The 23,837-nt window shown below is 50.6% G+C and carries 24 protein-coding genes and 1 tRNA gene; 11 read left to right on the top strand and 14 right to left on the bottom strand.

Going from position 1 to position 23,837, the window contains the following annotated elements:
* Positions 1 to 75: 75 nt before the first annotated feature.
* The 4 genes from T360_RS0106365 to murF form a co-directional block, all read right to left on the bottom strand.
* Positions 76 to 148: transfer RNA gene (locus tag T360_RS0106365), tRNA-Pro, on the bottom strand.
* A gap of 68 nt (positions 149 to 216) precedes the next feature.
* Positions 217 to 2,280, bottom strand: coding sequence for a hypothetical protein (locus tag T360_RS0106360; RefSeq protein WP_028912038.1), 2,064 nt, complete (start codon positions 2,278 to 2,280; stop codon positions 217 to 219).
* The gene (locus T360_RS0106355; protein WP_028912037.1) at positions 2,258 to 3,142 is read right to left on the bottom strand and encodes a hypothetical protein; all 885 of its coding nucleotides are present in this window, start codon (positions 3,140 to 3,142) and stop codon (positions 2,258 to 2,260) included. The genes T360_RS0106360 and T360_RS0106355 overlap by 23 nt, the downstream gene beginning before the upstream one ends.
* Positions 3,143 to 3,157: 15 nt before the next feature.
* Positions 3,158 to 4,501 carry a UDP-N-acetylmuramoyl-tripeptide--D-alanyl-D-alanine ligase gene (gene murF / locus T360_RS0106350; RefSeq protein ID WP_028912036.1) on the bottom strand — a complete coding sequence of 448 codons (1,344 nt, stop codon included), beginning with the start codon at positions 4,499 to 4,501 and terminating at the stop codon, positions 3,158 to 3,160.
* Between the two features lie 139 nt (positions 4,502 to 4,640).
* On the opposite strand from murF, the gene folP reads away from it, so the two are divergent.
* From folP to T360_RS0106330, 4 genes are read left to right on the top strand one after another with little or no spacing between them, the layout of a single operon-like run.
* A complete protein-coding gene (gene folP / locus T360_RS0106345) occupies positions 4,641 to 5,438 on the top strand; it encodes a dihydropteroate synthase (protein WP_028912035.1) in 798 nt (265 codons plus the stop codon).
* The gene (gene cdaA, locus T360_RS0106340; RefSeq protein ID WP_028912034.1) at positions 5,417 to 6,199 is read left to right on the top strand and encodes a diadenylate cyclase CdaA; all 783 of its coding nucleotides are present in this window, start codon (positions 5,417 to 5,419) and stop codon (positions 6,197 to 6,199) included. Before folP ends, cdaA begins: the two co-directional genes overlap by 22 nt.
* 39 nt (positions 6,200 to 6,238) lie before the next feature.
* Positions 6,239 to 7,249, top strand: coding sequence for a phosphate acetyltransferase (gene pta, locus T360_RS0106335; RefSeq protein WP_028912033.1), 1,011 nt, complete (start codon positions 6,239 to 6,241; stop codon positions 7,247 to 7,249).
* Positions 7,250 to 7,280: 31 nt separating this feature from the next.
* Entirely contained in the window at positions 7,281 to 8,474 is a 1,194-nt protein-coding gene (locus T360_RS0106330) for an acetate kinase (protein ID WP_028912032.1), read from the top strand.
* 52 nt (positions 8,475 to 8,526) lie between these two features.
* On the opposite strand, the gene T360_RS0106325 is transcribed toward T360_RS0106330, so the two are convergent.
* The 4 genes from T360_RS0106325 to T360_RS0106310 all read right to left on the bottom strand — a co-directional run bounded on the left by T360_RS0106325 (position 8,527) and on the right by T360_RS0106310 (position 11,988).
* On the bottom strand, positions 8,527 to 9,666 hold the full coding sequence (locus T360_RS0106325; RefSeq protein WP_028912031.1) for an outer membrane beta-barrel protein: 1,140 nt from the start codon (positions 9,664 to 9,666) through the stop codon (positions 8,527 to 8,529).
* Positions 9,663 to 10,202, bottom strand: coding sequence for an RNA polymerase sigma factor (locus T360_RS0106320; RefSeq protein ID WP_028912030.1), 540 nt, complete (start codon positions 10,200 to 10,202; stop codon positions 9,663 to 9,665). Before T360_RS0106320 ends, T360_RS0106325 begins: the two co-directional genes overlap by 4 nt.
* A 6-nt stretch (positions 10,203 to 10,208) precedes the next feature.
* A complete protein-coding gene (locus tag T360_RS0106315; RefSeq protein ID WP_155949400.1) occupies positions 10,209 to 10,898 on the bottom strand; it encodes a hypothetical protein in 690 nt (229 codons plus the stop codon).
* A gap of 67 nt (positions 10,899 to 10,965) precedes the next feature.
* The gene (locus tag T360_RS0106310) at positions 10,966 to 11,988 is read right to left on the bottom strand and encodes a sugar kinase (protein WP_028912028.1); all 1,023 of its coding nucleotides are present in this window, start codon (positions 11,986 to 11,988) and stop codon (positions 10,966 to 10,968) included.
* 158 nt (positions 11,989 to 12,146) lie between these two features.
* On the opposite strand from T360_RS0106310, the gene T360_RS0106305 reads away from it, so the two are divergent.
* Positions 12,147 to 12,695 carry a hypothetical protein gene (locus T360_RS0106305; RefSeq protein ID WP_028912027.1) on the top strand — a complete coding sequence of 183 codons (549 nt, stop codon included), beginning with the start codon at positions 12,147 to 12,149 and terminating at the stop codon, positions 12,693 to 12,695.
* A gap of 385 nt (positions 12,696 to 13,080) precedes the next feature.
* On the opposite strand, the gene T360_RS0106300 is transcribed toward T360_RS0106305, so the two are convergent.
* From T360_RS0106300 to efp, 5 genes are read right to left on the bottom strand one after another with little or no spacing between them, the layout of a single operon-like run.
* Positions 13,081 to 13,845, bottom strand: a complete 765-nt coding sequence (locus tag T360_RS0106300) for a UDP-2,3-diacylglucosamine diphosphatase (RefSeq protein ID WP_028912026.1) — start codon at positions 13,843 to 13,845, stop codon at positions 13,081 to 13,083.
* Positions 13,846 to 13,881: 36 nt separating this feature from the next.
* Positions 13,882 to 14,202, bottom strand: coding sequence for a metal-sulfur cluster assembly factor (locus tag T360_RS0106295; RefSeq protein WP_028912025.1), 321 nt, complete (start codon positions 14,200 to 14,202; stop codon positions 13,882 to 13,884).
* 19 nt (positions 14,203 to 14,221) lie between these two features.
* A complete protein-coding gene (radC, locus tag T360_RS0106290; protein WP_028912024.1) occupies positions 14,222 to 14,911 on the bottom strand; it encodes a DNA repair protein RadC in 690 nt (229 codons plus the stop codon).
* A complete protein-coding gene (locus T360_RS0106285; protein ID WP_028912023.1) occupies positions 14,908 to 15,942 on the bottom strand; it encodes a glycosyltransferase family 2 protein in 1,035 nt (344 codons plus the stop codon). Before T360_RS0106285 ends, radC begins: the two co-directional genes overlap by 4 nt.
* 21 nt (positions 15,943 to 15,963) lie before the next feature.
* The gene (gene efp, locus T360_RS0106280; protein ID WP_013064453.1) at positions 15,964 to 16,530 is read right to left on the bottom strand and encodes an elongation factor P; all 567 of its coding nucleotides are present in this window, start codon (positions 16,528 to 16,530) and stop codon (positions 15,964 to 15,966) included.
* A 175-nt stretch (positions 16,531 to 16,705) separates the two neighbouring features.
* On the opposite strand from efp, the gene rpmH reads away from it, so the two are divergent.
* The 6 genes from rpmH to T360_RS0106250 all read left to right on the top strand — a co-directional run bounded on the left by rpmH (position 16,706) and on the right by T360_RS0106250 (position 21,569).
* Positions 16,706 to 16,861 carry a 50S ribosomal protein L34 gene (gene rpmH / locus T360_RS0106275; RefSeq protein WP_013063965.1) on the top strand — a complete coding sequence of 52 codons (156 nt, stop codon included), beginning with the start codon at positions 16,706 to 16,708 and terminating at the stop codon, positions 16,859 to 16,861.
* Positions 16,862 to 16,967: 106 nt separating this feature from the next.
* The gene (locus tag T360_RS0106270; protein WP_028912022.1) at positions 16,968 to 17,618 is read left to right on the top strand and encodes a PASTA domain-containing protein; all 651 of its coding nucleotides are present in this window, start codon (positions 16,968 to 16,970) and stop codon (positions 17,616 to 17,618) included.
* Entirely contained in the window at positions 17,615 to 18,664 is a 1,050-nt protein-coding gene (locus tag T360_RS0106265) for an RluA family pseudouridine synthase (RefSeq protein ID WP_028912021.1), read from the top strand. The genes T360_RS0106270 and T360_RS0106265 overlap by 4 nt, the downstream gene beginning before the upstream one ends.
* Positions 18,665 to 18,690: 26 nt before the next feature.
* Positions 18,691 to 19,680: a D-alanine--D-alanine ligase gene (locus tag T360_RS0106260; protein WP_028912020.1), complete on the top strand. Its 990-nt coding sequence runs from the start codon at positions 18,691 to 18,693 to the stop codon at positions 19,678 to 19,680.
* A 30-nt stretch (positions 19,681 to 19,710) separates the two neighbouring features.
* Positions 19,711 to 20,895: an acyltransferase gene (locus T360_RS0106255; RefSeq protein ID WP_155949399.1), complete on the top strand. Its 1,185-nt coding sequence runs from the start codon at positions 19,711 to 19,713 to the stop codon at positions 20,893 to 20,895.
* Positions 20,892 to 21,569, top strand: coding sequence for a NigD-like C-terminal domain-containing protein (locus tag T360_RS0106250; protein WP_036929033.1), 678 nt, complete (start codon positions 20,892 to 20,894; stop codon positions 21,567 to 21,569). The genes T360_RS0106255 and T360_RS0106250 overlap by 4 nt, the downstream gene beginning before the upstream one ends.
* Here the strand turns inward: T360_RS0106250 and T360_RS0106245 are convergent.
* Entirely contained in the window at positions 21,566 to 23,827 is a 2,262-nt protein-coding gene (locus T360_RS0106245; protein ID WP_028912017.1) for a TIM-barrel domain-containing protein, read from the bottom strand. The two genes, T360_RS0106250 and T360_RS0106245, sit on opposite strands and share 4 nt — an antisense overlap.
* Between the last annotated feature and the right edge of the window lie 10 nt (positions 23,828 to 23,837).

The raw sequence follows: 23,837 nt of genomic DNA, 5'->3' as shown, positions 1-23,837 counted from the left end.
AGTTCTGAATGAAATTATATACATAAAGCAGAAAAAAGGTGCCTGTTTTTACACAGTCACCTCTCTTGCTCTAGGTCGGGATGAGGCGACTCGAACGCCCGACCCCTACGTCCCGAACGTAGTGCGCTACCAACTGCGCTACATCCCGATTCTAAAAATCGCCTGCAAAGGTAGTTCATTTTTTTTAATTATAAGCATAAAAAGGGATAATTTTTACTAAATCCCCGTTTTATGCTTAGTGTAGTATTTGCGGAACTGTTGGTACTCATCGCACTTGCTGATGTAGGTTGGTTTACTGGCAGATGGGGCGGTGAGAGTGTACACACTTTGGTAGGCACGGAACTGAGCCGACTCACTGTAGTACTTACGTACATAGTCGGCTTGCTGGTCGTCCCATTCGTCGGCGCGCCATAACTTGGCGCCGGGGGTGGCATTGTAGAGTTCCTGCCAGCCCATGGCAAACAGGGCCTTCAGTTTCAGGTCCTTATTCGCCGACGAGGCTGTGCGCTGTAATAGCTCTACGGCCTTGGCACCGAAATCGGCCTCGTTGACACGTACCGAATCGTAAGCACTTTTGGCATCTCGCAACAACCACCAGCAGTCGCCCTTGATGCTGGCCTGGGCATATCTCACGGCCAACTCATAGCAGCGCTGTTCGTAGGCCTGCCCCTGCAGCAGGTTCAGAGCACTCTCTAACGACTGCATCTCTTGGCAGAAGTCGAGCTTGATATTCTTTTTCCAAGTGTAGGTATGCTCGTAGGCCTTGTTGGTGTCCAGCCACTGACGGGTTATCCAGGGCTCTATATCGTATCGGCGCATGAGCGAATAGTAGCGGTATTCGTTGCTGTGCTGCTGATTGAAGTAGCTGACAGGCAGGGGACTGAGCCATTCGATGGCTTTGTCCCATTGGGCCAGTCGCATATATTTGGTACCAATAAGCTCAACCAGCGATGTGTCGTTGAGATGTAGCTGGCGCAGCAGGAACTGGTCGAATGCTTTTTTGCCTGCAGCCTTGGTGTAGTGATAGAATTTCTCCAGGTGGGCCACTGGCATGGTGTCGATGCGCTCAAGGTAATCGTTATTACCCGTGATGATCATCAGCGCTAATTGCTGTTCGGGCTTGTGCTGATAGTGAGGCACGATGGCCTGATGTGAGAGTCGGCGCATCGCATGGTCGAAGAAACCATCGGCAGTCTGCTGTTTCGACAGGAGCCATGCCAGTTCTTCGGCAAAGTAGGCATCAAAGCTGTCGCTGGGTTTGGTGGTGGCGGTGGTGATAAACAACTTCAGCACGCGGGCATTGTCTTTCATACGGTCGGTGCCATCCAACTTCATGGCAGCATTGATATCCTTCAGCGCGGCTTGCTGCTGACCAGCCAGATATTCGAGCCAGGCTTTGGCGCTCTGCCACATGATGGGACTTTCGGTCTTGCCCTCGCGCACCACCTGTTCGCAGAACTGTTGCATCTGCTGCGACTCCTGCTGGTTGATATCGCGGATAAAGAGTTTGCCGCCGATGTTGCCTTCGTTCTTGGCATCTTCGGCTTCCTGGGCGTTGTTCACAAAGTCCTGTAGCAGGAATGGCAGAACCTTGGCATTAGGATGCTGCTGGTACTGCTGTCTGATAGCCTGGAACGAGCGTTTCTGGTAGTAGATGGTCATCAGACTCTCGTAGTCGTCCATCTCGGCAAACAGTTCGCCAGCTTCGGCTGTGCGACCAGTCTTATAGAGAGCGCCGGCATAGATGTTCTTCATCATCTCCTTATATACGGTCTCGATATATTTGCTGGCAGTCTGCTGCCAGAAGTTGATATTGTCCTGATGGCGACCCAGCATCATGTTACAACGCATATACAGCAAGGCATGCTGTGAGCGTAGCTTACTCTTGGTTTTGCCTAAGGCATAGGTGCGGACGGCTTGCAGGTTACGCTGCTGCGTGGTGATGGCTTGCTTGGTGGGATAGTCCCACTCGTACTGCTTGCGCTGTTCGATGTCCACACAGTTCAGGTATTTCTTCAGGTTCTGCAGGTAGCTCACCATCAGCACATCGCCCTTTTTGCGGGCAGCTTTGATGGCATCGTCGGCATTAAACCAGAAGTACTCTTCGGTAGAACCCAGATAGGCTTTCCAATTGTCGTTGCAGATGCGTTCTACACGGTTCTTGAAATCGTTTTGCTGATACATGCTGAACAGGTAGGGGTTGGTGGGATCGCTCCAGGCACAAGCGAGGATGGGCAGCGAAAGCACTGTCAGCAGGCTAATGATGATAAATCTCTTCATAGGTCTCGGTTTTATATCTGTTAATGTTATCTTTTTCTAAATGATAGGTGATGAGCGCACGACTCAAGCCAGGGCGCTCTTTTTCCAATGCCTTCTTTACTTTCAGAATCTCGGCAGCCTCGACGGTATGTTCCACCCTGACGTTCTGAATGTTGCGTATCCACTGGTAAACAGGATAGGCAGTAGCAAGCGGTAACGGATACTGCGGGAGTTTGTCGAGGTAGGGATGCACATCACGATAGTCGAGAATGGGGTTGCGCTCCTGCCACTTGCGCGGGTCGCCGGTGTTATAAACCATCAGCACACCGTAATCCACTGGTGGTGCCGGCATCGAGAGCTGGTGCAGTCGGATGGTAGTGGAGAGTGTATAGTGGAAAGTGGACAGTTGTGATTTGATGGCTTTCAGAAAATTGTAATAGGTCTGACGGCTTCGCGATGTGTAGTCGCAGTCTATCTGTATCTCGTGAATGCCTTTGATGCCGTTGGTCTCGTTCATCTGTAGGATGCGGCCCACTATCTTCTCGGCCAGGTCGGGGTGCGATTGGTGCATACAGTCCTCGGTGATGTAGATGGTAGGGATGAGCTCGATGCCGGAGGGCAATGTGTCGGTAAAAGTGATGGTGGCATTGGGGATAGGCTCAGAGCCATCATCGCTCATCACGACATCAAAATAGCGACAATACACCTTATTTATATGGTGCTGCTGTAAAAAGGTGCGTTCGGTAGAATCCAGCCGCAGGTCGGTGCGCCAGTAGTACACACCATTACTCTGTTCAAGGCTCTCGTCTTGAGATTGCTGCCGACTACAACCTATCAATAATGTAGTCAGCAGCATGATGAGTATAAACCTCTCAGTTCTCACCTCTCAGTTCTCAGTTCACAAAAGTTCTGGCAGTTGATAGAGTTTGGTACTGTTCGAACCTTTGATAAGAATATAGTGCCCGGCAGGCTGTTCAGCTGCGATGGCAGCTTTTACCTCTTCCACGTCCTTGAACTTACGGAAGTCGCACTGGGTGGCCTCGAACTCTTCGCCTACCAGCCATACGGTCTTGATGTCTGATGTCTTCAGATAGTCAACCACATGCTGGTGCTCCTCGGCCGATACCTCGCCCAGTTCGCGCATGGCACCGAGGATGACCATCTTGTTGTCGGCCTGCATAATCTTGAAGTTCTCCAGGGCGGCCTGCATCGACGAGGGGTTAGCATTATAGGCATCCACAATCAGGTGGTTCTTTTCGGTGACGGTCATCTGACTGCGGTTGTTGGATGGCTCATAGGCTTCGAGGGCAGCGCAGATTTTTTTGCGATCGACACCGAAGTTGATACCTACGGCAATGGCAGCCAGCAGGTTGTCGATATTATATGCGCCAATCAGCTTGGTCTGTACCTTGTGCCACTTGGTGCTGCGTCCCTCTTCTTCGAGTACCATTAATGGCTCGCGCCAACGGAACTTCAGGAAGGGGCTGCACTCTAACACCTCGCCGCTGATGCACGAGTACTGGTTGTCGGGATCGGTAGAGTAGGGCGAAAGCCATAGCTCTTCGTCGTCGCCAATCTGATCTATCAGATGCTCATTGTCGGCGTTGATGAAAATCAGACTGTCTTCGCGACTGCGCAGGAAATCGTAAAGCTCGCACTTGGTTTTGATCACACCCTCGAACGAACCGAAGCCCTGCAGGTGGGCACGCCCCACATTGGTGATCAGTCCGCAGGTAGGCTCGGCAGTCTCGGCCAGGGTTTTGATGTCGCCAGGATGACTGGCACCCATCTCAATCACAGCGATCTCGTGCTCCTTGTTCAGTCGGAACAGCGTCTTAGGCACACCCACATCATTATTAAAATTGCCCTGGGTGTAGAGCACATTGTATTTCTGTGAGAGCACGGCGGCAATGAGCTCCTTGGTAGTGGTCTTGCCGTTGGTGCCCGTGATGCCGATCACAGGGATGTCGAACTGGCGGCGATGCTCGCGAGCCAGATCCTTGAAAGTCTGCAAAGCATCATCAACTTTGATGATGCGCTGGGCCAGTTCCTCTGGCCCGGCTAGGTCTTCGTCTACGATGGCGTAGCTGCAGCCTTTTTCAAGGGCTTGCAGGGCGAACTTATTGCCATTAAACGACTCACCTTTCAGTGCCAGAAAGATGCTTCCTTCGGGGCAGTCACGACTGTCAGTTGTGATGCACGGATGCTGTTCATACAGCTTGTATAGTTCCTTAATATCCATAAACTTCGTTATTTTTGGTGCAAAGATAAGGAAAAGTTAAGAGTTAAGAGTTAAGAATTAAGAAAAAATGTATGATAGAGTATGTTTTTCTTAACTCTTAACTCTTAATTCATAATTAATTTGTATCTTTGTGGGCGATATGAGCGAAACGATTCAAATTCGAGGCAAATTAGTGGATCTCAGCACTCCTCAGGTGATGGGCATTCTGAACGTGACGCCCGACTCTTTTTATGCAGGGAGCCGAGTGCAGACTGAGGCTGAAATTGTGCAGCGTTGTCACCAGATTATCGACCAAGGCGGTAGCATGATTGATGTGGGTGGCTATTCTACCCGACCTGGTGGCACTGAGGTGTCGGAGGCCGAGGAGATGGAGCGCCTGCGCTTTGGCTTGAAGATTATCCGTCGCGAACTGCCCGAAGCGATTGTCTCGGTAGATACGTTCCGCCCGGATGTGGCCCGAATGACAGTCGAGGAGTTTGGTGCCGATATCATCAATGATGTGAGTGAGGGCAACGAGACGATGTATCGTTTGGTGTCTCGTTTGCGCGTACCTTATATATTAATGTCGCAGCAGCCCACGCTGAAAACCATGATGATGTCGTTTGCCCGTCAGGTGCAGCAGTTGCGTGATTGTGGTGCCTGCGATATCATTCTTGATCCTGGTTTCGGCTTTGGTAAGACGTTAGAGCAGAACTACGAGATTATGAACCAGATGGAGTGCCTGCATGTAATGGAGCTGCCGCTATTGGTAGGCATCTCGCGCAAGTCGATGATTTTTAAACTCCTGGGCACCACGCCTATGGAGTCTCTCAACGGTACTACTGTTCTTAACACCATCTCACTGATGAAAGGCGCTCATATCCTGCGCGTTCACGATGTGAAGCAAGCTGTAGAGTGCGTAAAAATAGTTAGACAATGTTCTTCGAGTTCGGAATAAAAGACTTCATCGATATCCTGCTTGTAGCTTTGATACTCTATTACATCTACAGGCTGATGCGCGAATCACGTTCGCTCAACGTGTTTATGGGCATTCTGGTGTTTGTAATCACGTGGCTGTTCGTGTCGCAGGTGGTCGAGATGAAGTTGCTGGGCTCGATACTCGATAAGTTGGTGAGCGTGGGTGTGATAGCACTCATTGTGCTTTTCCAGGACGAGATTCGTAAGTTCCTCTATAACGTGGGCGCTCATCGCCGTATGCGTGCTTTTGCCAAGTTGTTTGTGTCGAATACCAACGACGAGGAGAGCAAGAAAGAACTGAAGGAGGTCATCATGCCTATCGTGATGGCATCAATGAATATGAGTCGTGGTAAGGTGGGCGCACTGATTGTCATAGAGCGTACCATGCCGCTCGATGAGATTGCTGTGACGGGCGATCAGATCGACTCGAACATCAATCAGCGTCTGATAGAGAATATCTTCTTTAAGAACTCACCATTGCACGATGGTGCGATGATCATATCCAAGAAGCGCATCAAGGCAGCAGGCTGTATCTTGCCCGTGAGTCACGATATGGATATCCCCAAGGATTTGGGTTTGCGACACCGTGCCGCCATGGGCGTGTCGCAAGAGAGCGATGCGCTGGCAGTAGTAGTGTCGGAAGAGACGGGTGGCATCTCTATAGCTGTGCGGGGAGAGTTCCGTCTTCGCCTGTCGGCCGAGGAACTGGAGAGTATCCTCACCAAGGAGTTAGAACAATAAAAAAATATATAAATAACATTTTTAAAACAAATCAAAGTTATGGATCTATTAAGTTCGATTGTAGCGCGTGCTAAGAGTAACAAGCAGCGCATTGTGCTCCCCGAGGCAGAAGAGGAGCGTACACTGTGTGCAGCCGATAAGGCTTTGGCCGACGACCTCGCAGAGATTGTCCTGATTGGTAACCCTGCTAAGGTTGAGGCTCTGGCCAAGGAGAAAGGCTTGACAAACATTGGTAAGGCAACCTTGATCGACCCTGAAAACTACGACAAGAGCGAAGAGTTGGCTGAGAAGTTGGCCGAGATTCGCAAGAGCAAGGGTATGACTATCGAGGAGGCTCGTAAGCTCATCAAGAACCCGCTCTATCTGGGTTGTATGATTATCAAGACCGAGGGTGCCGATGGTCAGATTTCGGGTGCTCTCTCTACAACAGGCGATACACTGCGCCCAGCTCTGCAGATTATCAAGTGCCAGCCTGGTATCACCTGCGTCAGCGGTGGACTGCTGCTCATCTCTAAGCAGAAGCAGTATGGCGAGGATGGCGTGCTTGTAGTTGGCGACGTGGCTGTTACACCTATGCCCGATGCTGCTCAGCTGTCTCAGATTGCTGTCTGCACCGCTCAGACTGCTAAGAGTGTGGCTGGTTTCGCAGAGCCTCGCGTAGCTATGCTCAGCTTCTCTACCAAGGGTTCAGCTAAGCACGAGGTAGTAGATAAGGTGGTTGAGGCTACTCGTCTGGCTAAGGAGCTCGATCCAGCTCTGAAGATCGACGGTGAGCTGCAGGCCGATGCTGCTCTGGTACCATCAGTAGGTGCTAAGAAAGCTCCTGGTTCTGATATCGCTGGTAAGGCCAACGTACTGGTATTCCCTAACCTCGAGGTAGGTAACATCGGTTATAAGATGGTTCAGCGCCTGGGTGATGCTATCGCCATCGGTCCTATCCTGCAGGGTATCGCACGTCCTGTCAACGATCTGTCGCGTGGCTGCTCTGTTGATGATATCTACTATATGATTGCCATCACCGCTTGTCAGGCTATGGATGCAAAGAAGTAATACATTAAACATTAAAGATTAAACATTAAATATGAAGATTCTTGTATTGAATTGTGGCTCTTCGTCAATCAAGTACGCCCTGTACAATATGGACGATAAGAGCGTGATGACCAGCGGTGGTGCCGAGCGTGTAGGCTTGGACAATGCCTTCGTCAAGGTGAAGCTGGCCAATGGCGAGAAGAAGCAGATTATGCACGATATCCCCGAGCATACCGAGGGTGTGAAGTTTATCTTCTCTCTGCTCACCGATCCCGAGATTGGTGTGATTAAGAGTCTCGACGAGATCGACGCTGTAGGTCACCGTATGGTGCACGGCGGCGAGAAGTTCAATAAGTCAGTAGTGCTCACCGACGAGGTTCTGAAGGCCTTCGAGGAGTGCTCTGATTTGGCTCCCCTGCACAACCCTGCTAACCTGAAGGGTGTTAACGCTGTTAAGGAGCTGATGCCAGGTCTGCCTCAGGTAGGTGTGTTCGACACCGCCTTCCATCAGACCATGCCTGCTAAGGCTTATATGTACGCTATCCCTTACGATCTGTACGAGAAGTACGGTGTGCGTCGCTATGGTTTCCACGGCACCTCTCACCGTTACGTATCAGCTCGTGCTTGCGAGTTCCTGGGTATCAAGGCCGAGGGTACCAAGATGATTACCTGTCACATCGGTAATGGTGGTTCTATCGCTGCTGTTCTGGATGGCAAGTGTATTGATACCTCAATGGGTCTCACTCCACTTGAGGGTCTGGTCATGGGTACTCGTGCTGGAGATATCGACGGTGGTGCTGTCACCTTCTTGGAGAAGAAGCTGGGTCTCGATGCCGATGGCATGAGCAACCTGCTCAACAAGAAGAGTGGTGTAGCCGGTATTACTGGTGGCTCGAGCGATATGCGCGACGTAGAGAATGCTGCCAAGGCTGGTGAGCCTAAGGCTGTACTGGCACAGCAGATGTATTTCTATCGTATCAAGAAGTATATCGGTGCTTATGCAGCTGCCATGGGTGGTGTAGATGTGATTGTGTTCACCGCCGGTGTGGGCGAGAACCAGATTTCTATGCGTTCTGAGGTTTGCAAGGGCTTGGAGTTCCTGGGCGTGAAGTTCGACGACGAGAAGAACAACGTTCGTGGCGAAGAGGCCATTATCTCAGCCGACGACTCAAAGGTGAAGGTGGTTGTCATCCCAACCGACGAGGAGCTGATGATTGCTACCGACACAATGAATCTGCTGAAGTAAGCATTTTGTCTATTAAATAAGAAAGGACAAAACTCATATGGGTTTTGTCCTTTCATTTTGTTGGGCTTAGGTCGAACCTGAGGCCCAGCTGTAGGTTGAAGCTTGTTGGTTTATCCTTGAAATAATTATTGATAGTGCTACCATTATCTATATAATGTCTGACTCCTGGCTCGGCATACAGGCTCAGCTGTGGGATGATATGGTAGGCCAATCCCAGACTGCTGCCTACCGACCACTGCATGCGGTCCTTATCCATCACCTGATTGATGCCATCGGTGTTGGATTCGGCCTTGACATTCCAGTCGGCCTGAGCACCTGCAGAAAGATAGAGACTGAAACCATGCCATTGCAGCAGATGGGCCTGCAGGTTGAGGGGCACGCCGATATAATGGAGTTTCTGATGGCGCTGTATCTGATGGTTGGGCATCAGGGTGGTAAAGGTGGAACTCAGCTTGGTATAAACCAAACCAGAACTGAGCGACAGCCACGAGTTGATCGGATAGCCAACGGTAAGACCGAACGAGATGGGATGGTTGTGACTCTCACGCTCTTCGTAGTCTATCAGAAAAGCACGTGTGGCCGCTGCACGTTGCATCATCTGCGGGTTCATCATCACCGCATTCCTGTTGTTCATCTCGTTGGTGTTGCCTTGGGCATACAGTCCCATGGTGAGACGCAACGGTTTTTGCTGGTGATGCTCTGCTTGGGGATATGCCTTGGGCTCGGTTGGCTGGGGACGGTGAACCTGAGGACTGGGTGTGTCCTTCTTGGGCTTGACGGCCGTCTCGTCGGGCTGTGCTGTCGTCTCTTCGGGCAGTGTTGCCGTCTCTGTGGGTTCTGGAACAATCACTTCAGGGGCAACCACCTTAGTTGTGCTAACCTCAGGTGCTGCTGCAGGAGCCTCAGCTGTTAATTTCTCTGGGTTAGGGGAGGCTGCAGCTTGTGGCGTGGCATCTGCCTGTGCCAGCTGTGGCTGTTCGGGGGCGTTGTGCCACATCAGACAGGCACCGCCAAAGAGCACACCGATGATAGCGGCAGCCATCAACCAACGTCGCAGGGCAACATGGCGCACCTGACCTTGAACCTGCTTGTCGAGCGAAGCCTCGATGCCCTCCCACAAGTCGCGCGATGGCTCCTGGTGGTAGTCCTTTAGATGGTTGTTAAGCCTTTCGGCCCATGCTTCTTGCTTCATATCTCGTGTTGTTTGATGTAATCTGTTATCATGTGGGTGAGTAGCTGTCGCGCTCTCGATAGTTGTGAGGAGGATGAACTCTCTTTGATGCCCAACTTCTGGGCAATCTCGCGATGGGAGCAATGCTCGAACACATATAGGTTCAGCACCATCCTGTAGCCCGAAGGCAGTTGGGCTATCATCGCCGTCAGCACGTTGGGCGGTATCCGTTCTATCTCCGGTTCTTCGTCCTGTGTATCCGGGATGGCGGTGGTGAACGTGATGCGCTCATGCTGTTTCACGAAATCCAGCGCCTTATTAGCAACAATCCTGCCTATCCACCCTTTCAGTGACCCCTCGCCCCGGTAGCAGAACTTGCCGATAGAGGTCAGGATGGTGACAAAGCTATCCTGCACCACGTCCTCCACATCGCTCACTTCGGGTATATACCTTAGTCCGATGGACATGGCATAACCCTTGTAGCGTTCGTAGAGTTGCTTCATGGCAGCACGATCGCCTTGGTTGATGGCTGAAAGCAGTTGCTGTTCGTTCTCCACTTCTTGTTACTTGACTCTTTCGATACTGGTGAAGTTGAGTTGCATGGTGGGATTCAGCGTCCTGGTTTCCGACTGGCCATCGACGATGGTCTCTATCTGTGTCACCGTTAGTCGGCTTGAGAATGATGCGCCTGTTCTGTCCAGCAGGGCGGTAGATTGGGTAGGGGCTACTGTCAGCACCACTGCCATCAGCTTGCCGTCGTCCTTGGTTACGATAAACGGCAGGTAGAGTGTGCCATAGGTCACGTTGGGCATCATCTCCAGATAGATCGACTGCTCTGAGAGGCCGATGCAGCGATAAGGCACACCCAGGTTTGCCTCCAAACAGCGGTCGCTGCCGTGGTCCATCAGCGTCTGTATCCAGAGCTCTTCTTCGGGCGTCGGTGTCGAGCTGCTAGGTGCACTATCGCTAATCTTGGCCACCTTTACATCAGGGAGCAGTTGCTCCATAATAGCAGCGAAGGGGAATGTCGCGCAGGCTACGTAGTTACTGCCCTTAAAGTCGATGAGGGTGCGAGCATAGGTCTCGATGCCCTTGATGTCGTCAACAGTCCATACTCCTTTGAAGGTGTAGTCGAGCGCCGGTTGGTTACTTGGCTCCAGCTGTGGGTCACCTGTTATCAGCTCATCGCCACTGATACTGCATGATATCAGCGTGACCAATACGATAAAAAATGGTAATATTCGCTTCATCATTGTACACGTTTCGTTGCTTCTTTATCCATAAAACGATGAAGAAGACCAAATACTGCATGAAGAAATGTTAAATATTCACTTCCAGAATCTCTTCTTCGGTCGAGAGGTTGAAATCGCCTGGGATGGTGTTCTTGAGGGCCGCGGCAGCCAATGAGTAATTCAACTGCTTCTGCATGTCGTCGGGAAACAGGCTGATGGCGTGCAGCCAACCACCCATAAAGGCATCGCCCACACCTACAGGCTCCACCACATCAGGGATATCCATGATAGGTGCCTGCAACAGTTTATTGTCGGTATAAAGCAGGGCTGTCAGGGTGTGATGGTTCGAGCTTACGATATTACGCATACCCATCATCCAGTGTTTTACACGGGGGTAGGCAGCATGCAGCTCTTCGAACCATTCGCCATATTCTTTCATCTGCATGGTGAAGTGAGAGTCGGTGGCCGTGAATGGTGGCTGTGGATGCTGCGACAGCCAGTCGAACTCGATGGCATCGCCAAACATCATGTCGCATCGCGACAGCATGCGGCTCAGGGTTTTACGTGGTTCAGCACCTTCGTACTTCCACAGGTTCTTACGGTAGTTGATGTCGAAGCAGACAGTAATACCTAACTCGTCGGCCACGTCGAGGGCCTCGAAGGTGGCGTCGGCAGCCTGTTGCGAGATGGCAGCTGTGATGCCCGACACATGGAAGTAGTTACAATCCTTCAGTATCTCGAGCCAGGGAATCATGCCGGGTTTCAGGTCGGAATAAGCCGAGCCGTTACGGTCGTAGATCACCTTGGCAGCACGCATGCCGGCAGCAGGCTCAAAGTAGTAGGTACCTATGCGCTGTCCGCCATAAAGCACGCGACTGGTATCTACACCCAGCTCGGCCAGACTCATGGCACCTGCGTGGCCCACTGGCGTGTCGGGCAGTCGGGTGATATAGGTTACATCTTCGCCTTGGGTAGCTAATGATACGGCCACGTTAGCCTCGCTACCACCATATTTACTGGTAAACAGGTCGCCCTGAGTCAGTCGCAACTGCCCGGGTTTCGAAAACCTGAGCAACAACTCGCCGAAAGTTACAATTTTCTTTCTATTCATGTTGGTCATTATCTGTAAACTTCGCTGCAAAGATACATATTTTAATTCAAAAAAACTTAATGTTACATTAATTTTTATATCTGTAAGATAATATAATATTCCATTTTGGAAAGATATGCAGGAAAGTATTACATTTGCACCCGTATTGAAAAGACTAAATGATGAAACTGTATCTAAGCATAGTGCTCATACTGTGGTGCTCTGGGGTGTTAGCACAGCGCAAACTGGTGGTGGCCAGCTTGGGCACAAAGGTGCCGCAACGCGATATCAAGGTCCGTGTGGATAATGGTGACGAGTTTGTGACCCCATGGAGTGGCGAGATAGAGGTGCCCGACAGTTTTAAGCGCATCACCCTCAGCCATCCCAGGTTCCAGCATCGCTATGTGCTGGCCAACGAGCTGCATAGCGATACCATCTATCTCATCCCCGCGTTGCATGCCATTGACGAGGTGGTGGTGTATGGCCAGGATCGCCGTAAGTCGATGATGGCTGGCATCATGAGGCCTGTCACGCCCAAAGAAGTGCCGTTGCCACAAGTCGTACCCGCCGGTCCCAACGTGTTGGCCATGATGGTCTGGCTGTTCGACAAGACCATAGCCCCAACACTTGAGGCCAAACAGCGCCGAAAGAAAGCCCTCAAGGAAGTCCGCCAAAAAGAGCAGGAATACGAAGCCAAATGGGATGCCCTAAAGGCACCCCAAAAGTAACTGAAACTCAATTCTGAAATTCTTTTTTAAAGTTATCTACCACTCTACCATCAATCAGCTGAAAAGTCTTATTTTATGCGGGTTTCCGAGGTGGTAGATAGGTGATAGATAGGTGGTAGATGGTGGTAGAGATACCACTATTTTCGCTTTGAGATACCGTCTTTTTTGTTGGAAGGTCGCAGTGCTTTTGTCCAGAGAAAACACTGTTTTCTCAGTGCGAAAACATCATTTTCTGCCGTAGAAAACAGCATTTTTGCATATTAAAAATACCTTGTCTATTTGCTACCACTCTACCACCTATCTACCACCACCCCGCAAACCCGTATAAACAGGGCGTTTTAGCCCCTTGGTGGTAGAGTGGTAGATAATTTTAGAAATTTTTATTTTAAGGGCGACTCTCGCCTTCGATGTATTGGGAGAGGAGTAGGTGCTCGCCGTCGAAGACGACATAGGTGAAGTGGGTTATCCAGTCGCCGAGGATGATCATGCGGGCTTTCTTGGTGAGCTGCAGATCTACTTCGATGTGACGATGACCGTAGATGAAATAATCTACGTTAGAGTGGTACTGGATGTACTTTTTGGTGAACAGTACCAGATGCTCGCGGTTCTCGCCCATATAGGCAGGCTCTTCGCCGTTAGGACGCTTCATGCGGCTGTGCTTGGCCCAGTTCAATCCAAACCACATGCCCCAACGGGGATGTAATGACGAGAAGGCCCACTGGCAGAGCTTGTTGTGGAAGATGCTCTTGATAAGCTTGAACTTCTTGTCGGGGTCGCCCAGTCCGTCGCCATGCGCCAGGAAGAACATCTTTCCGTATATCTCAGTAGTCTCAGGCTTCTTGTGCAGAATCACGCCGCACTCCTTTTCCAGATACTCGTAGGCCCAGATGTCGTGGTTGCCGGTGAAATAGTGCACCTCGACACCCATGTCGGTGAGTTCCGACAGTTTGCCTAAAAAACGGGTGTAGCCCTTGGGCACCACATATTTGTATTCGTACCAGAAGTCGAACATGTCGCCCAACAGATAGATGGCGGCAGCCTTCTCCTTGATACTATCGAGGAAACGAACCAGTCGGCGCTCCTGCATGCGCTGGTGCGGAATGGCCAACGAGCCTAAATGGGCATCGGATAAAAAATAGATATTTTTCATAACTGAGAACTGAGAGTTAAGAACTGAGAGGTATGGTTAATCAAATCCGAGCTCGACTCTTGCTTCTTCGCTCATCATCGACTGGTCCCAGGCGGGCTCGAACACGAGGTTTACATTTGAACCTTTCACACCCTCTACACTCTCTATCTTGGTGCGCACATCCTCCAGGATAAAGTCGGCAGCCGGACAGTTGGGGGCTGTAAAGGTCATGTCCAACTCAACAGAACTGTCGTCCTGTACATCTATCTTGTAAATCATTCCCAGGTCGTAGATGTTGACGGGAATCTCTGGATCGTAAACGGTCTTCAGTACATCTACAATCCGCTCTTCTATCTGTGTTTTCTCTTCTTGTGTCATAGCTGTATATCTTTGTTTGTTAGCATTTCCCTTGTTCGTGGTAGCTGTAGTAGTGACCATCGGTAACGATGACGTGATCTACAAAGTGAATATTCATCAGCTTGCAGGCATTGATGATGCTGATGGTTAGCTCGTTGTCTTGTCGGCTGGGCATGATACCGCCCGATGGGTGGTTGTGGCATGCCACCAACTGTGTGGCGTTGCAGAGTACTGCCTCGCGAATGATGAGGCGTATATCTACTGTTGTTGCAGTAATGCCGCCACGGGCAATACGCAGTTTTTTGATGAGTCGGTATTGCTGGTTGAGCAGCAGTACCCAGAACTCTTCTGCATCCAGGTCCTGCATCACAGGGCGCATGTGGTTGTAGATACGAGTGGCAGTGCCCAGGTCGGGGCGCTCCTCGGGTGTCTCCATCTGTCGGCGCTTGCCCAGTTCGCAGGCTGCCAGGATGGTGATGGCCTTGGCTGGTCCAACACCGTTATACTGGCATAGGTCGTGGATGGATTTCTTGCCTAAGGCATTCAGACTGTTGTTGCAGTCGGCCAGAATGCGCTTCATCAAATCCACAGCGCTCTCTTTGGTAGAGCCAGAGCCTATCAGTATGGCCAACAGCTCGGCGCTGCTGAGTGTGTCGGCACCCTGCGCTGCCATTTTTTCACGAGGACGGTCCTCCTCAGCCCACTGATTGATGTTCAGTTTCTCACTCACTTGTAGAAGTTTTTTTCGAAGGCGGTAAATTCGTCTTGTTTCAGTACGCAGCGTTTCCACCATGATTCGATGAAACCGAAGCCATAGCCCATCAACTGTACGAAGGCGGCAGGGATGCTGAGCAACCCCACCCACAAGCTCTTGTTCTGGATGCTTGAGTCGATGAAGAGGAGTAGGCTATATAATATAATAGGAACGCACGCGAGTGGCCAGAAGAGTGAGATGAGCAGCAAACCGATGACCCCCAGTGTAAAAACTGTTGGTAACAGATGTACTAACTTCATAGTGCCTGGATGGCGCTTCTCAAGATTGATGCGGGCGATACCGCTGTTATACACCTGACGGAAGAACTTGCGGAAGTCGGTACGGCGCTTGTGCCATACCCAAGCCTCGGGGATGAGGCGTGGCATGTAGCCTGCCTCGACAATACGGTACGAGAAGTCGATATCCTCGCCAAAACGCATCTTGCTAAAACCGCCCAACTGCTGATACACATCGCGACGGATGCCCATGTTGAACGAACGAGGATAGAACTTGTCGAGCTTGGCTTTTCCTCCTCCACGGATGCCACCTGTGGTAAAGAATGAGGTCATCGAATAGCTGATGGCCTTCTGTACCGGTGTAAACGAAGGATGGGCTGCATCGGGGCCGCCCCAGGCGACAAGTTGAGAGTGTACAGTGGAGAGTGTACAGTGATCATAACTGTCCACTGTCAACTGTAAACTATCCACTATGCTTTGCAGGTAGCCTTGTGGCAGCACTACGTCGCTATCCAGAATGATGACATATTCACCGCTAGCACGCTCGACGCCGTAGTTGCGACTCTGACCAGGGCCGCTGTTCTCCTTGGCGTAATAATGCAAATCAAGGATGCTTGCGTACTTGTCGCAAACATCCTTGCATGGTTTTATTGAACCGTCTTCAACAATAATTACCTCGAAATCCTTAAAAGCTTGTTGGGTCAGGCTTTCGAGTAATTCGTCCACTTCATCAGGACGATTATAGACGGGGACGATGATCGAATACTTCAATTCTTCAATCTTTATTAGGATTTACTCCTTTACACGCTGCAGGTAAGAACCGTCGCGAGTGTCAACCTGAATCAGGTCGCCCTCGTTGATGAACAGAGGAACACGAATCTCAACACCTGTCTCCAGAGTAGCTGGCTTCAGAGTGTTGGTAGCAGTGTCGCCCTTTACACCTGGCTCAGAGTGAGTAACGCGGAGAACGGTCTTAACAGGCATCTCAGCGTAAAGGATAGTACCATCGGTAGTGTCAGAAACAACCTCCACGATGTCGCTCTCCTTCATGTACTCATGACCGATTACGAGCTCGTTGTCGATGGGGATCTGCTCGAATGTCTCCTGATTCATGAAGATACGACCAGACTGATCCTCATAGAGGTACTGGTAAGGACGACGCTCGATGATCACATCCTCGAGCTTCTCACCGATGTTGAAGCGACGCTCCAGTACGCGACCGTCTGAAACGTTCTTAACTTTGATAATCATGATGGTGTTACCCTTACCTGGCTTGCGGTGCTGGAAATCGATACACACCCAGATGCCACCGTCCATGCGAATGGCGGTGCCTTTTTTAATGTCTTGTGAATTAATCATAAACCTTTAATATGTTACTTTTATATCGTTTTCGGGTGCAAAGGTACTGCTTTTTTGGAAAAAAACATAAAAAGTTTAGCTAAAAATCGTATAAAATTTGCGTATTTCAAAAGAAATGAGTACTTTTGCACCCCAAATCGGTAAATAAATAACAAAATTAAATAAGTATATCACAATGAAGAGAACATTTCAGCCACACAATCGCCGTCGCGTAAACAAGCACGGCTTCCGTGAGAGAATGGCCACAAAGAACGGTCGTCGAGTATTGGCTGCTCGTCGTGCTAAGGGCCGCAAGAAGTTGACAGTTTCTGACGAGAATCACGGAAAGTAATCCGAGAGGAACTTAGAAAATGAGTTAAAATAGAAAGAAGTAGAGTGAATTCTTTGCTTCTTTCTGTTTTTTTATGTACTTTTGTGCCGAAATAGAGAAGTAGAAGATGAAAACAAAAGAATTCTTCGGCAAGTTCTGTAGTAAGTTCCTGATTTGGAACCTCGTAGCGATGGCGCTCGTCGTCGTATTGCTGATAGTAGGCGTGAACTACGGACTCGACTGGTACACCCACCATGGTGAGGGTATCCGAGTGCCGAATATTGAAGGTGTGAATATTACCAAGGCCCGCGAGATGATGGAAGAGAAGGGACTTGAAATCGTGGTTACCGACTCGGGCTATAATAAACGCCTGCCAGCCGACTGCATACTGACACAGAGTCCTGATGCAGGATTGACTGTGAAAGCAGGCCATACCATTTATGTGACAATCAACTCTTCGAACTCACCATCGGTGGCCATCCCCGATGTGGTGGACAACAGCAGCTATCGTGAGGCTGAGGCAAAACTGATATCATTAGGATTCAAGGTGCTGCCACCTCAGTATGTTACTGGAGAGAAAGACTGGGTTTATGGCGTGACATGCAATGGTCGCCGTGTGTCGGCAGGCGAGCGCGTGTCTATTGAGCAGCCGATCACTTTGCAGATTGGCTCTGGTCGATATGGCTTGGATGAAGAACTGAACGTGGTTGGCTCAGATGAGCTTGGCGTGTCTGGAGGCGACGGCGATGTGGATGATTTTGAAGAGGTGAAAGAATGATTGACGACAATATCGATATAGAAGAACAGGAGCAGGAACAGGAGGATTTGTTGTACGAACACTTCCGAATGGAGGTGGATAAAGGGCAGGTGCCCATACGTATCGACAAATATCTGGTGGAGCATCAGCCACACTCTAGTCGCAACCGCATCCAGCAGGCTGCCGACGCAGGTTTTATTCATGTGAACGACAAACCTGTGAAGAGCAACTATAAGGTGCGCCCAGGCGATGTCATCACACTGATGCTCGATCGTCCGCATTATGATACCACGATAGAACCTGAGGATATCCCGCTGGAAGTGGTTTACGAGGATGACGACCTGATGGTGATCAACAAACCGGCAGGTATGGTGGTGCATCCTGGTTGTGGCAACTTCAACGGTACACTGGTCAATGCCATCGCCTGGCATCTGAAGGATCTGGCCAGCTATGACCCTAACGATCCCGAAGTTGGTTTGGTGCATCGTATCGATAAGGATACCAGTGGACTGCTGGTAGTGGCCAAAACGCCCGATGCCAAAACGTCATTAGGAAAACAATTCTTTAATAAGACCACCCATCGCAGCTATAATGCCCTGGTGTGGGGTAACTTTGTAGAGGATGAAGGTCGTATCGAAGGTAATATCGGTCGCGACCCTAAGGACCGTCTGCGTATGGAGGTGTTCCCACCCGATTCAGAGATAGGTAAACCAGCCGTGACCCATTACCGGGTGATGGAGCGTTATGGCTATGTAACGCTGGTGGAGTGTATCCTCGAGACTGGGCGCACCCACCAGATACGTGCTCACATGAAGCATATCGGTCACCCCTTGTTTGCCGATGAGCGCTATGGCGGAACAGAAATACTGCGTGGCGAGCGCACTGCCAGCTACAAGGCTTATATCCAGAACTGCTTTAAGCTCTGTCCGCGTCAGGTGCTGCATGCCAAGACCTTAGGTTTTGTGCACCCACGAACAGGTGAACAGATGGACTTCACATCGGAGTGGCCTGCTGATATGACGGCCCTGATTGATAAGTGGAGAAAGTATTTGAAAGTTAAGAGTTAAGAATTAAGAGTTAAAAAAATATAGATATGAAAAACTTGAAGAGAACTATTGCCATCGTTTGTGGTGGTGACTCATCAGAACACGACGTTTCTCTGCGCTCGGCACAGGGACTTTATTCATTTTTTGATAAGGAACGCTACGATGTGTATATCGTAGATATCAAAGGACAGGACTGGCATGTGGAGTTGTCAGATGGAACTACAGCTAAGATTGATCGAAACGATTTCTCGTTTATGGAAAATGGCGAGGCTAAGGTTTTCGACTATGCTTATATCACCATTCATGGCACCCCAGGCGAGAACGGTCTGCTGCAGGGCTATTTCGATCTGATTGGTCTGCCTTACAGCACCAGTGGCGTATTGGTTGAGGCTATGACTTTTGATAAGTTTGTGCTGAATCAGTATCTGCGTGGCTATGGCGTCAAGGTGGCCGACTCACTGCTGATTCGTCAGGGCTACGAGGAGCTGGTGAGCGACGACGAGATTGAAGAGCGTATCGGCATGCCTTGTTTCGTGAAGCCTGCTGCCGATGGTTCATCTTTCGGTGTGTCGAAGGTTAAAGAGAAGGATATGCTGGCTCCTGCCATCCGTAAGGCCATGCTGGAGAGTCCTGAGATTATGGTTGAGAGCTACCTCGAAGGTACCGAGATTTCAATCGGTGTATATAAAACCAAGGAGAAGGCAGTGGTTCTGCCTGCCACCGAGGTGGTTACCACTAACGAGTTCTTCGACTATGACGCCAAGTACAACGGTCAGGTTCTGGAAATCACCCCAGCCCGTTTGCCCGAGGATGTCACAGAGCGCGTTCGCCAGATTACTTCGCACATCTACGATATCCTGCATTGCAATGGTATCATCCGTATCGACTATATCATCTCGAAGGAGGGTGACATCTCGATGCTTGAGGTGAACACCACACCTGGTATGACAGCTACCAGCTTTATTCCTCAGCAGGTGCGTGCTGCAGGCCTGTCGATGACTGATGTGCTGACAGAGATCGTGGAGAATCAATTCTAGTGGACAGTTGAAAGTGGAGAGTTGACAGTTATGATGACGGAGAGAGCGGAGTTTGATGCGATTAGGCCCTATGAGGCAGGGGAGATGAAGCAGGCGTTCGAAGAACTGCTTGCCGACCGACAGTTTAATCTGGTGATGAAGGGCTTTGCCCCTTGGTTGCCTAAAGTGGTGCGTAATGGCTTGTTGCGCCTGGCTTTTGCTGGTATCAAAACGCCACTCGACTTCCAGAAGCGATTCATGAAGCCGGTGGTAAACTACATCATCCGCAAACATACCGACGGCTGCGTCTTCGACGACAGACAGTTAGTGGAGAGTAATCATACCTCTCAACTCTCACCTCTCAGTTCTCACCTTGACGCCCGTTTCACGTTCGTCAGTAATCATCGTGATATCGTGCTCGACTCAGCATTTCTCGATGTCAAACTGGTTGAGGCTGGTTATCCCACTACCGTTGAGATTGGTATTGGCGATAACCTGCTGATTTATCCTTGGATCAAGCGTCTGGTGCGCATGAACAAGGCTTTTACCGTGCGCCGTGGCTTGTCGTTGCGCGAGACATTGGCTGCCTCGCAGCTCATGAGTCGCTATATCCACTATGCCGTGACGCAGAAAAAGGAGAATATCTGGATTGCACAGCGCGAGGGTAGGGCCAAGGATTCGAGTGACCATACCCAGGATGCTGTGCTCAAGATGCTGGCGATGGGGGGCGACCTGAAAGAACTGAATATCGTACCGCTCACCATCAGCTACGAGTATGATCCCTGCGACTATCTGAAAGCACAAGAGTTTCAGCAGAAGCGTGATAATCCCGCCTTTAAGAAGAGTAAGCAGGACGATCTCGACAATATGAAGACGGGTATTTTTGGTTATAAGGGTCGTGTGACTTATCGCCCTGCTGTTCCTATCAACACCTGGATTGATACACTCTCAGGCTTGCCTAAGACAGAGTGGTTTAAAGCCTTGGCAGAGCTGATGGATCGCGAGATACATCGTGGTTACGAGCTTTACCCTTGTAATTACATCGCCCTGGATGAGTTGAATGGCAATCAGGCCAACGCTGCTCACTATACCGAGGCTGATGTGAAGCGTTTCAATCAGTATCTGGCCGGTCAGATGGCCAAGATTAATCTGCCCAATAAGGATGAGGCATTCCTCCGCGAGCGCATGCTCACCATGTATGCCAACCCAGTACGCAACTTAATGGCCGCCCAATGAGAAAGTTTCTGCAACTCATAGCCATCATCGTTCTCACCTCTCACCTCTCACTTCTCAGTTCTTGCTCGCAAGATGCCTACGATAAGGGTGAGGGACAGTACTCATGGCTGCGTGGCGACTTTGCCGAGGCTGTTGTGAACAGCAACCAGCAGGTGACGAAGATAGAGACTGACGACGGTGATGAGTTGCCGCTTGTTAAACCCTACGAAGCCAAATGGATTATGAAGGCCGATACCACCTATCGCTGTATGCTTTATTATAATAAGGTGAAGAATCAGGCCGAAGTGCTCTCAATGAGGCAGGTGCCTTGTGCTGCGATTACGCTCTTAAAGGATCTCAATACCCCCTTGCTAACTGATCCGGTGAAGTTTGAAAGCACCTGGATGAGCAAGTCGGGCAAATATCTGAATATGGGTCTGCTGCTCAAGACGGGGGTGAGTGATGATTCTACTGCCGCCCAGAGTCTGGCTATTGTCAGTGATACGCTGATCAGGCATCATGATGGTAAGCAGATCCGCCATCTCATCCTGTATCACGACCAGGGTAACGTGCCAGAATATTATTCTACCAAGGTGTACATGAGTATCCCTACAAACAGAATTGATGCCGACTCCGTTAGAATCAGCATCAACTCCTACGACGGTGAGGTCATCACCAAGCACCGTATTCGTTAGTTCGCCTTATATACCTTATTATATATAGCGTTCCAGTCTATCTGGTCGGTGCGCTGTGCCAGTGGGACGTGTGGTATCACGCTGCCATCCTTCACCAGTATGATGCAGGGGATAGCACCTGCCTCGATGGTTTGATAGCCACCCTCGTAAACCTTACCCGTCTGATAGTCAATCCACTTGCCCTTCGGCAGATAGACGTTGCGACTGTTGCCACTTTCTAACAAGGGTGCTACCAGCATCTTCGAGCCGAACATATATTCATCCTCTACATACCAGGCTCCCTGATCGTGTGGGAACTCTACCAGCAGGGCACGCACCATCGGTAGGCCGAGCTGTGAACACTCCTTGGCCTGCTCCCAAACGTATGGCATCAGCTTATATTTCATCTCAGCGCAGGCACGGAAAGCATCGGTAAACGACTCGGAGATGAGCCATGGCTCGGTGGGAGGGGCACCGTGGGCACGGGTGTGACTGCTCAGGAATCCGAAGGGTAGCCAACGGCGATAGATATCCTCGGGCGAGGCTGTGACGAAGCCGCCCATATCATGGCTCCAGAACGAGAAGCCGCTCAGGCCGAAACTCAGTCCGCCTCGCAGGTCGCCCAGCATGCCGGTGTTGGTGGTGGCAGCATCGCCTCCCCAGTGCAGGGCATAGCGCTGACTGCCTGCCCAAGCCGAGCGGGCCCAGATGATACCTTCGCCGGGATGATTGCGCTCTACCACCTCCCACAGGGCTTTGTTGTAGCGCAGTGGATAGAGGTTATGCTCGTAGAGACCACCCTTGCCGCTATGGTAGAAACCGTTGTAAGGAGCTGCCTCACCAAAGTCGCACTTGATGGTAGAGACTCCTTGTTTCATCAAGCCTTCTATCTTCTGCTGGTACCAATCGATAGTCTCTGGGTTCGAGAAGTCGAGGATGGCATCTTCGACAGGCATGCCGCCAGTGGCATTCTTTACGTGTATGCCCTTGTCGATAATCTCGTTAAAGAAACGGTTCTTGGGCGTGAAGTAGGGCAACTGCCACAAACAGGTGTGGAAACCATCCTTGGAGAGTTGCTTCAGCATCTTTACCGGGTCCTTAAAACGATCTTTGGCAAACTGGTAGTCGCACTGCCAGTCGGTACCAAACCAACCCGTATCAAAATGTATCACATCGGCTGGGATGCGGTTAGCTCTGAGCTGACGTGCTATCTCCAGACCCTCTTCCTGAGAGAAATAGGTGATACGACTCATCCAGGTGCCGAAACTCCACAGTGGGGGTAGGGGCGACTTGCCGGTAATCTCGGTATATTCATAAAGGATATCCTTCGGCTCACCAAAGAACACGAAGAAGTCCATCTGCTCATCGGCCATAAACAGGCGGTCGGCACCGATATACGAAGCACCGAAATCGCAGGTGACGGGTGCTGAGGTGTGCATAAAGATACCGTAGCCGCGATTCGAGAAGAAGAAGGGCACGGGCTTATACTGTCCGTCGGTCTCTGGTCCCTGTGGGTCGGTAACGCTCAGATGAACCTTCTGGCCCACCTTATTAAGAGAGGTGAACGACTCACCGCAGCCATAGATACGCTCGCCTGGCGCCAATGTGAGCACGGGGTTGATGCTGCGTGAGTTGTCTGAACCACGTTTGATAAACGAGAAGGGCTGCAGTTTCACCTGTGAAGAGTCGTTATCGATGCTGTGGCGCGTCTGGGTCAGCACCTTGCCGTTGGCATCCTTAATCACCAGTCGCCAGGGATACTGCTTAATTTCTATACTGCCGTATTGTGACTGGTAGGTGATGGCATCAGCTGTCTGTGAGGTCTTCCACATGGCGCCTGCCCCTTTGGTCTTGAATCCATCGCAGAACATCACATCCTCCTGGTCGCTGTTCTTTGGTTCAACAGGTGATGTCAGCATGCGGATGCGTGCTGTTCGGGGTGAGATAAACTCAATCTTGAGTTTCAGGTTGGGATCATTGTCGTATGCCGCATCGGGGAAGTCGAGCATCTGCATGCGTACAGGCCAATAGCCGTTGAGATTGAATGCCTGGCGCGGCGACAGGCGGTAGCGTTTCCACTGCACCAGTCCTTCGCCCTTGGCGGCATCGAAGCTCACCAATGAGTCGGCAAAGAAATAGGTGTTCGACAGGTCGTAGAAGTCGGTCGACATGTCTTTTTGCATACACTGCAGGTATTGTACCCCTGCGTTGGTTTGGATCTGTGCCGAGGCGACCCCTGTCAGCCAGGCAGCACACATGATTGATAATAGGCGTTTCATATTTATACTT

Origin of the sequence: Prevotella sp. MA2016, assembly GCF_000619825.1 — a bacterium.
Classification (GTDB): Bacteria; Bacteroidota; Bacteroidia; order Bacteroidales; family Bacteroidaceae; genus Prevotella.
Note: the sequence above shows the minus strand (reverse complement) of the source record. Positions and strands in the feature narration are given on the sequence as shown.

What these genes read in the sequence shown, in the direction of transcription:
- T360_RS0106360 (WP_028912038.1), bottom strand. Translation starts at nt 2,280, where the DNA reads ATGAAGAGATTTATCATCATTAGCCTGCTGACAGTGCTTTCGCTGCCC.
- T360_RS0106260 (WP_028912020.1), top strand. Translation starts at nt 18,691, where the DNA reads ATGAAAAACTTGAAGAGAACTATTGCCATCGTTTGTGGTGGTGACTCA.
- T360_RS0106265 (WP_028912021.1), top strand. Translation starts at nt 17,615, where the DNA reads ATGATTGACGACAATATCGATATAGAAGAACAGGAGCAGGAACAGGAG.
- folP (WP_028912035.1), top strand. Translation starts at nt 4,641, where the DNA reads ATGAGCGAAACGATTCAAATTCGAGGCAAATTAGTGGATCTCAGCACT.
- T360_RS0106330 (WP_028912032.1), top strand. Translation starts at nt 7,281, where the DNA reads ATGAAGATTCTTGTATTGAATTGTGGCTCTTCGTCAATCAAGTACGCC.
- murF (WP_028912036.1), bottom strand. Translation starts at nt 4,501, where the DNA reads ATGGATATTAAGGAACTATACAAGCTGTATGAACAGCATCCGTGCATC.
- T360_RS0106310 (WP_028912028.1), bottom strand. Translation starts at nt 11,988, where the DNA reads ATGAATAGAAAGAAAATTGTAACTTTCGGCGAGTTGTTGCTCAGGTTT.
- pta (WP_028912033.1), top strand. Translation starts at nt 6,239, where the DNA reads ATGGATCTATTAAGTTCGATTGTAGCGCGTGCTAAGAGTAACAAGCAG.
- cdaA (WP_028912034.1), top strand. Translation starts at nt 5,417, where the DNA reads ATGTTCTTCGAGTTCGGAATAAAAGACTTCATCGATATCCTGCTTGTA.
- T360_RS0106250 (WP_036929033.1), top strand. Translation starts at nt 20,892, where the DNA reads ATGAGAAAGTTTCTGCAACTCATAGCCATCATCGTTCTCACCTCTCAC.
- T360_RS0106300 (WP_028912026.1), bottom strand. Translation starts at nt 13,845, where the DNA reads ATGAAAAATATCTATTTTTTATCCGATGCCCATTTAGGCTCGTTGGCC.
- T360_RS0106255 (WP_155949399.1), top strand. Translation starts at nt 19,711, where the DNA reads ATGATGACGGAGAGAGCGGAGTTTGATGCGATTAGGCCCTATGAGGCA.
- T360_RS0106245 (WP_028912017.1), bottom strand. Translation starts at nt 23,827, where the DNA reads ATGAAACGCCTATTATCAATCATGTGTGCTGCCTGGCTGACAGGGGTC.
- T360_RS0106305 (WP_028912027.1), top strand. Translation starts at nt 12,147, where the DNA reads ATGATGAAACTGTATCTAAGCATAGTGCTCATACTGTGGTGCTCTGGG.
- T360_RS0106315 (WP_155949400.1), bottom strand. Translation starts at nt 10,898, where the DNA reads ATGATGAAGCGAATATTACCATTTTTTATCGTATTGGTCACGCTGATA.
- T360_RS0106325 (WP_028912031.1), bottom strand. Translation starts at nt 9,666, where the DNA reads ATGAAGCAAGAAGCATGGGCCGAAAGGCTTAACAACCATCTAAAGGAC.
- efp (WP_013064453.1), bottom strand. Translation starts at nt 16,530, where the DNA reads ATGATTAATTCACAAGACATTAAAAAAGGCACCGCCATTCGCATGGAC.
- T360_RS0106295 (WP_028912025.1), bottom strand. Translation starts at nt 14,202, where the DNA reads ATGACACAAGAAGAGAAAACACAGATAGAAGAGCGGATTGTAGATGTA.
- rpmH (WP_013063965.1), top strand. Translation starts at nt 16,706, where the DNA reads ATGAAGAGAACATTTCAGCCACACAATCGCCGTCGCGTAAACAAGCAC.
- T360_RS0106270 (WP_028912022.1), top strand. Translation starts at nt 16,968, where the DNA reads ATGAAAACAAAAGAATTCTTCGGCAAGTTCTGTAGTAAGTTCCTGATT.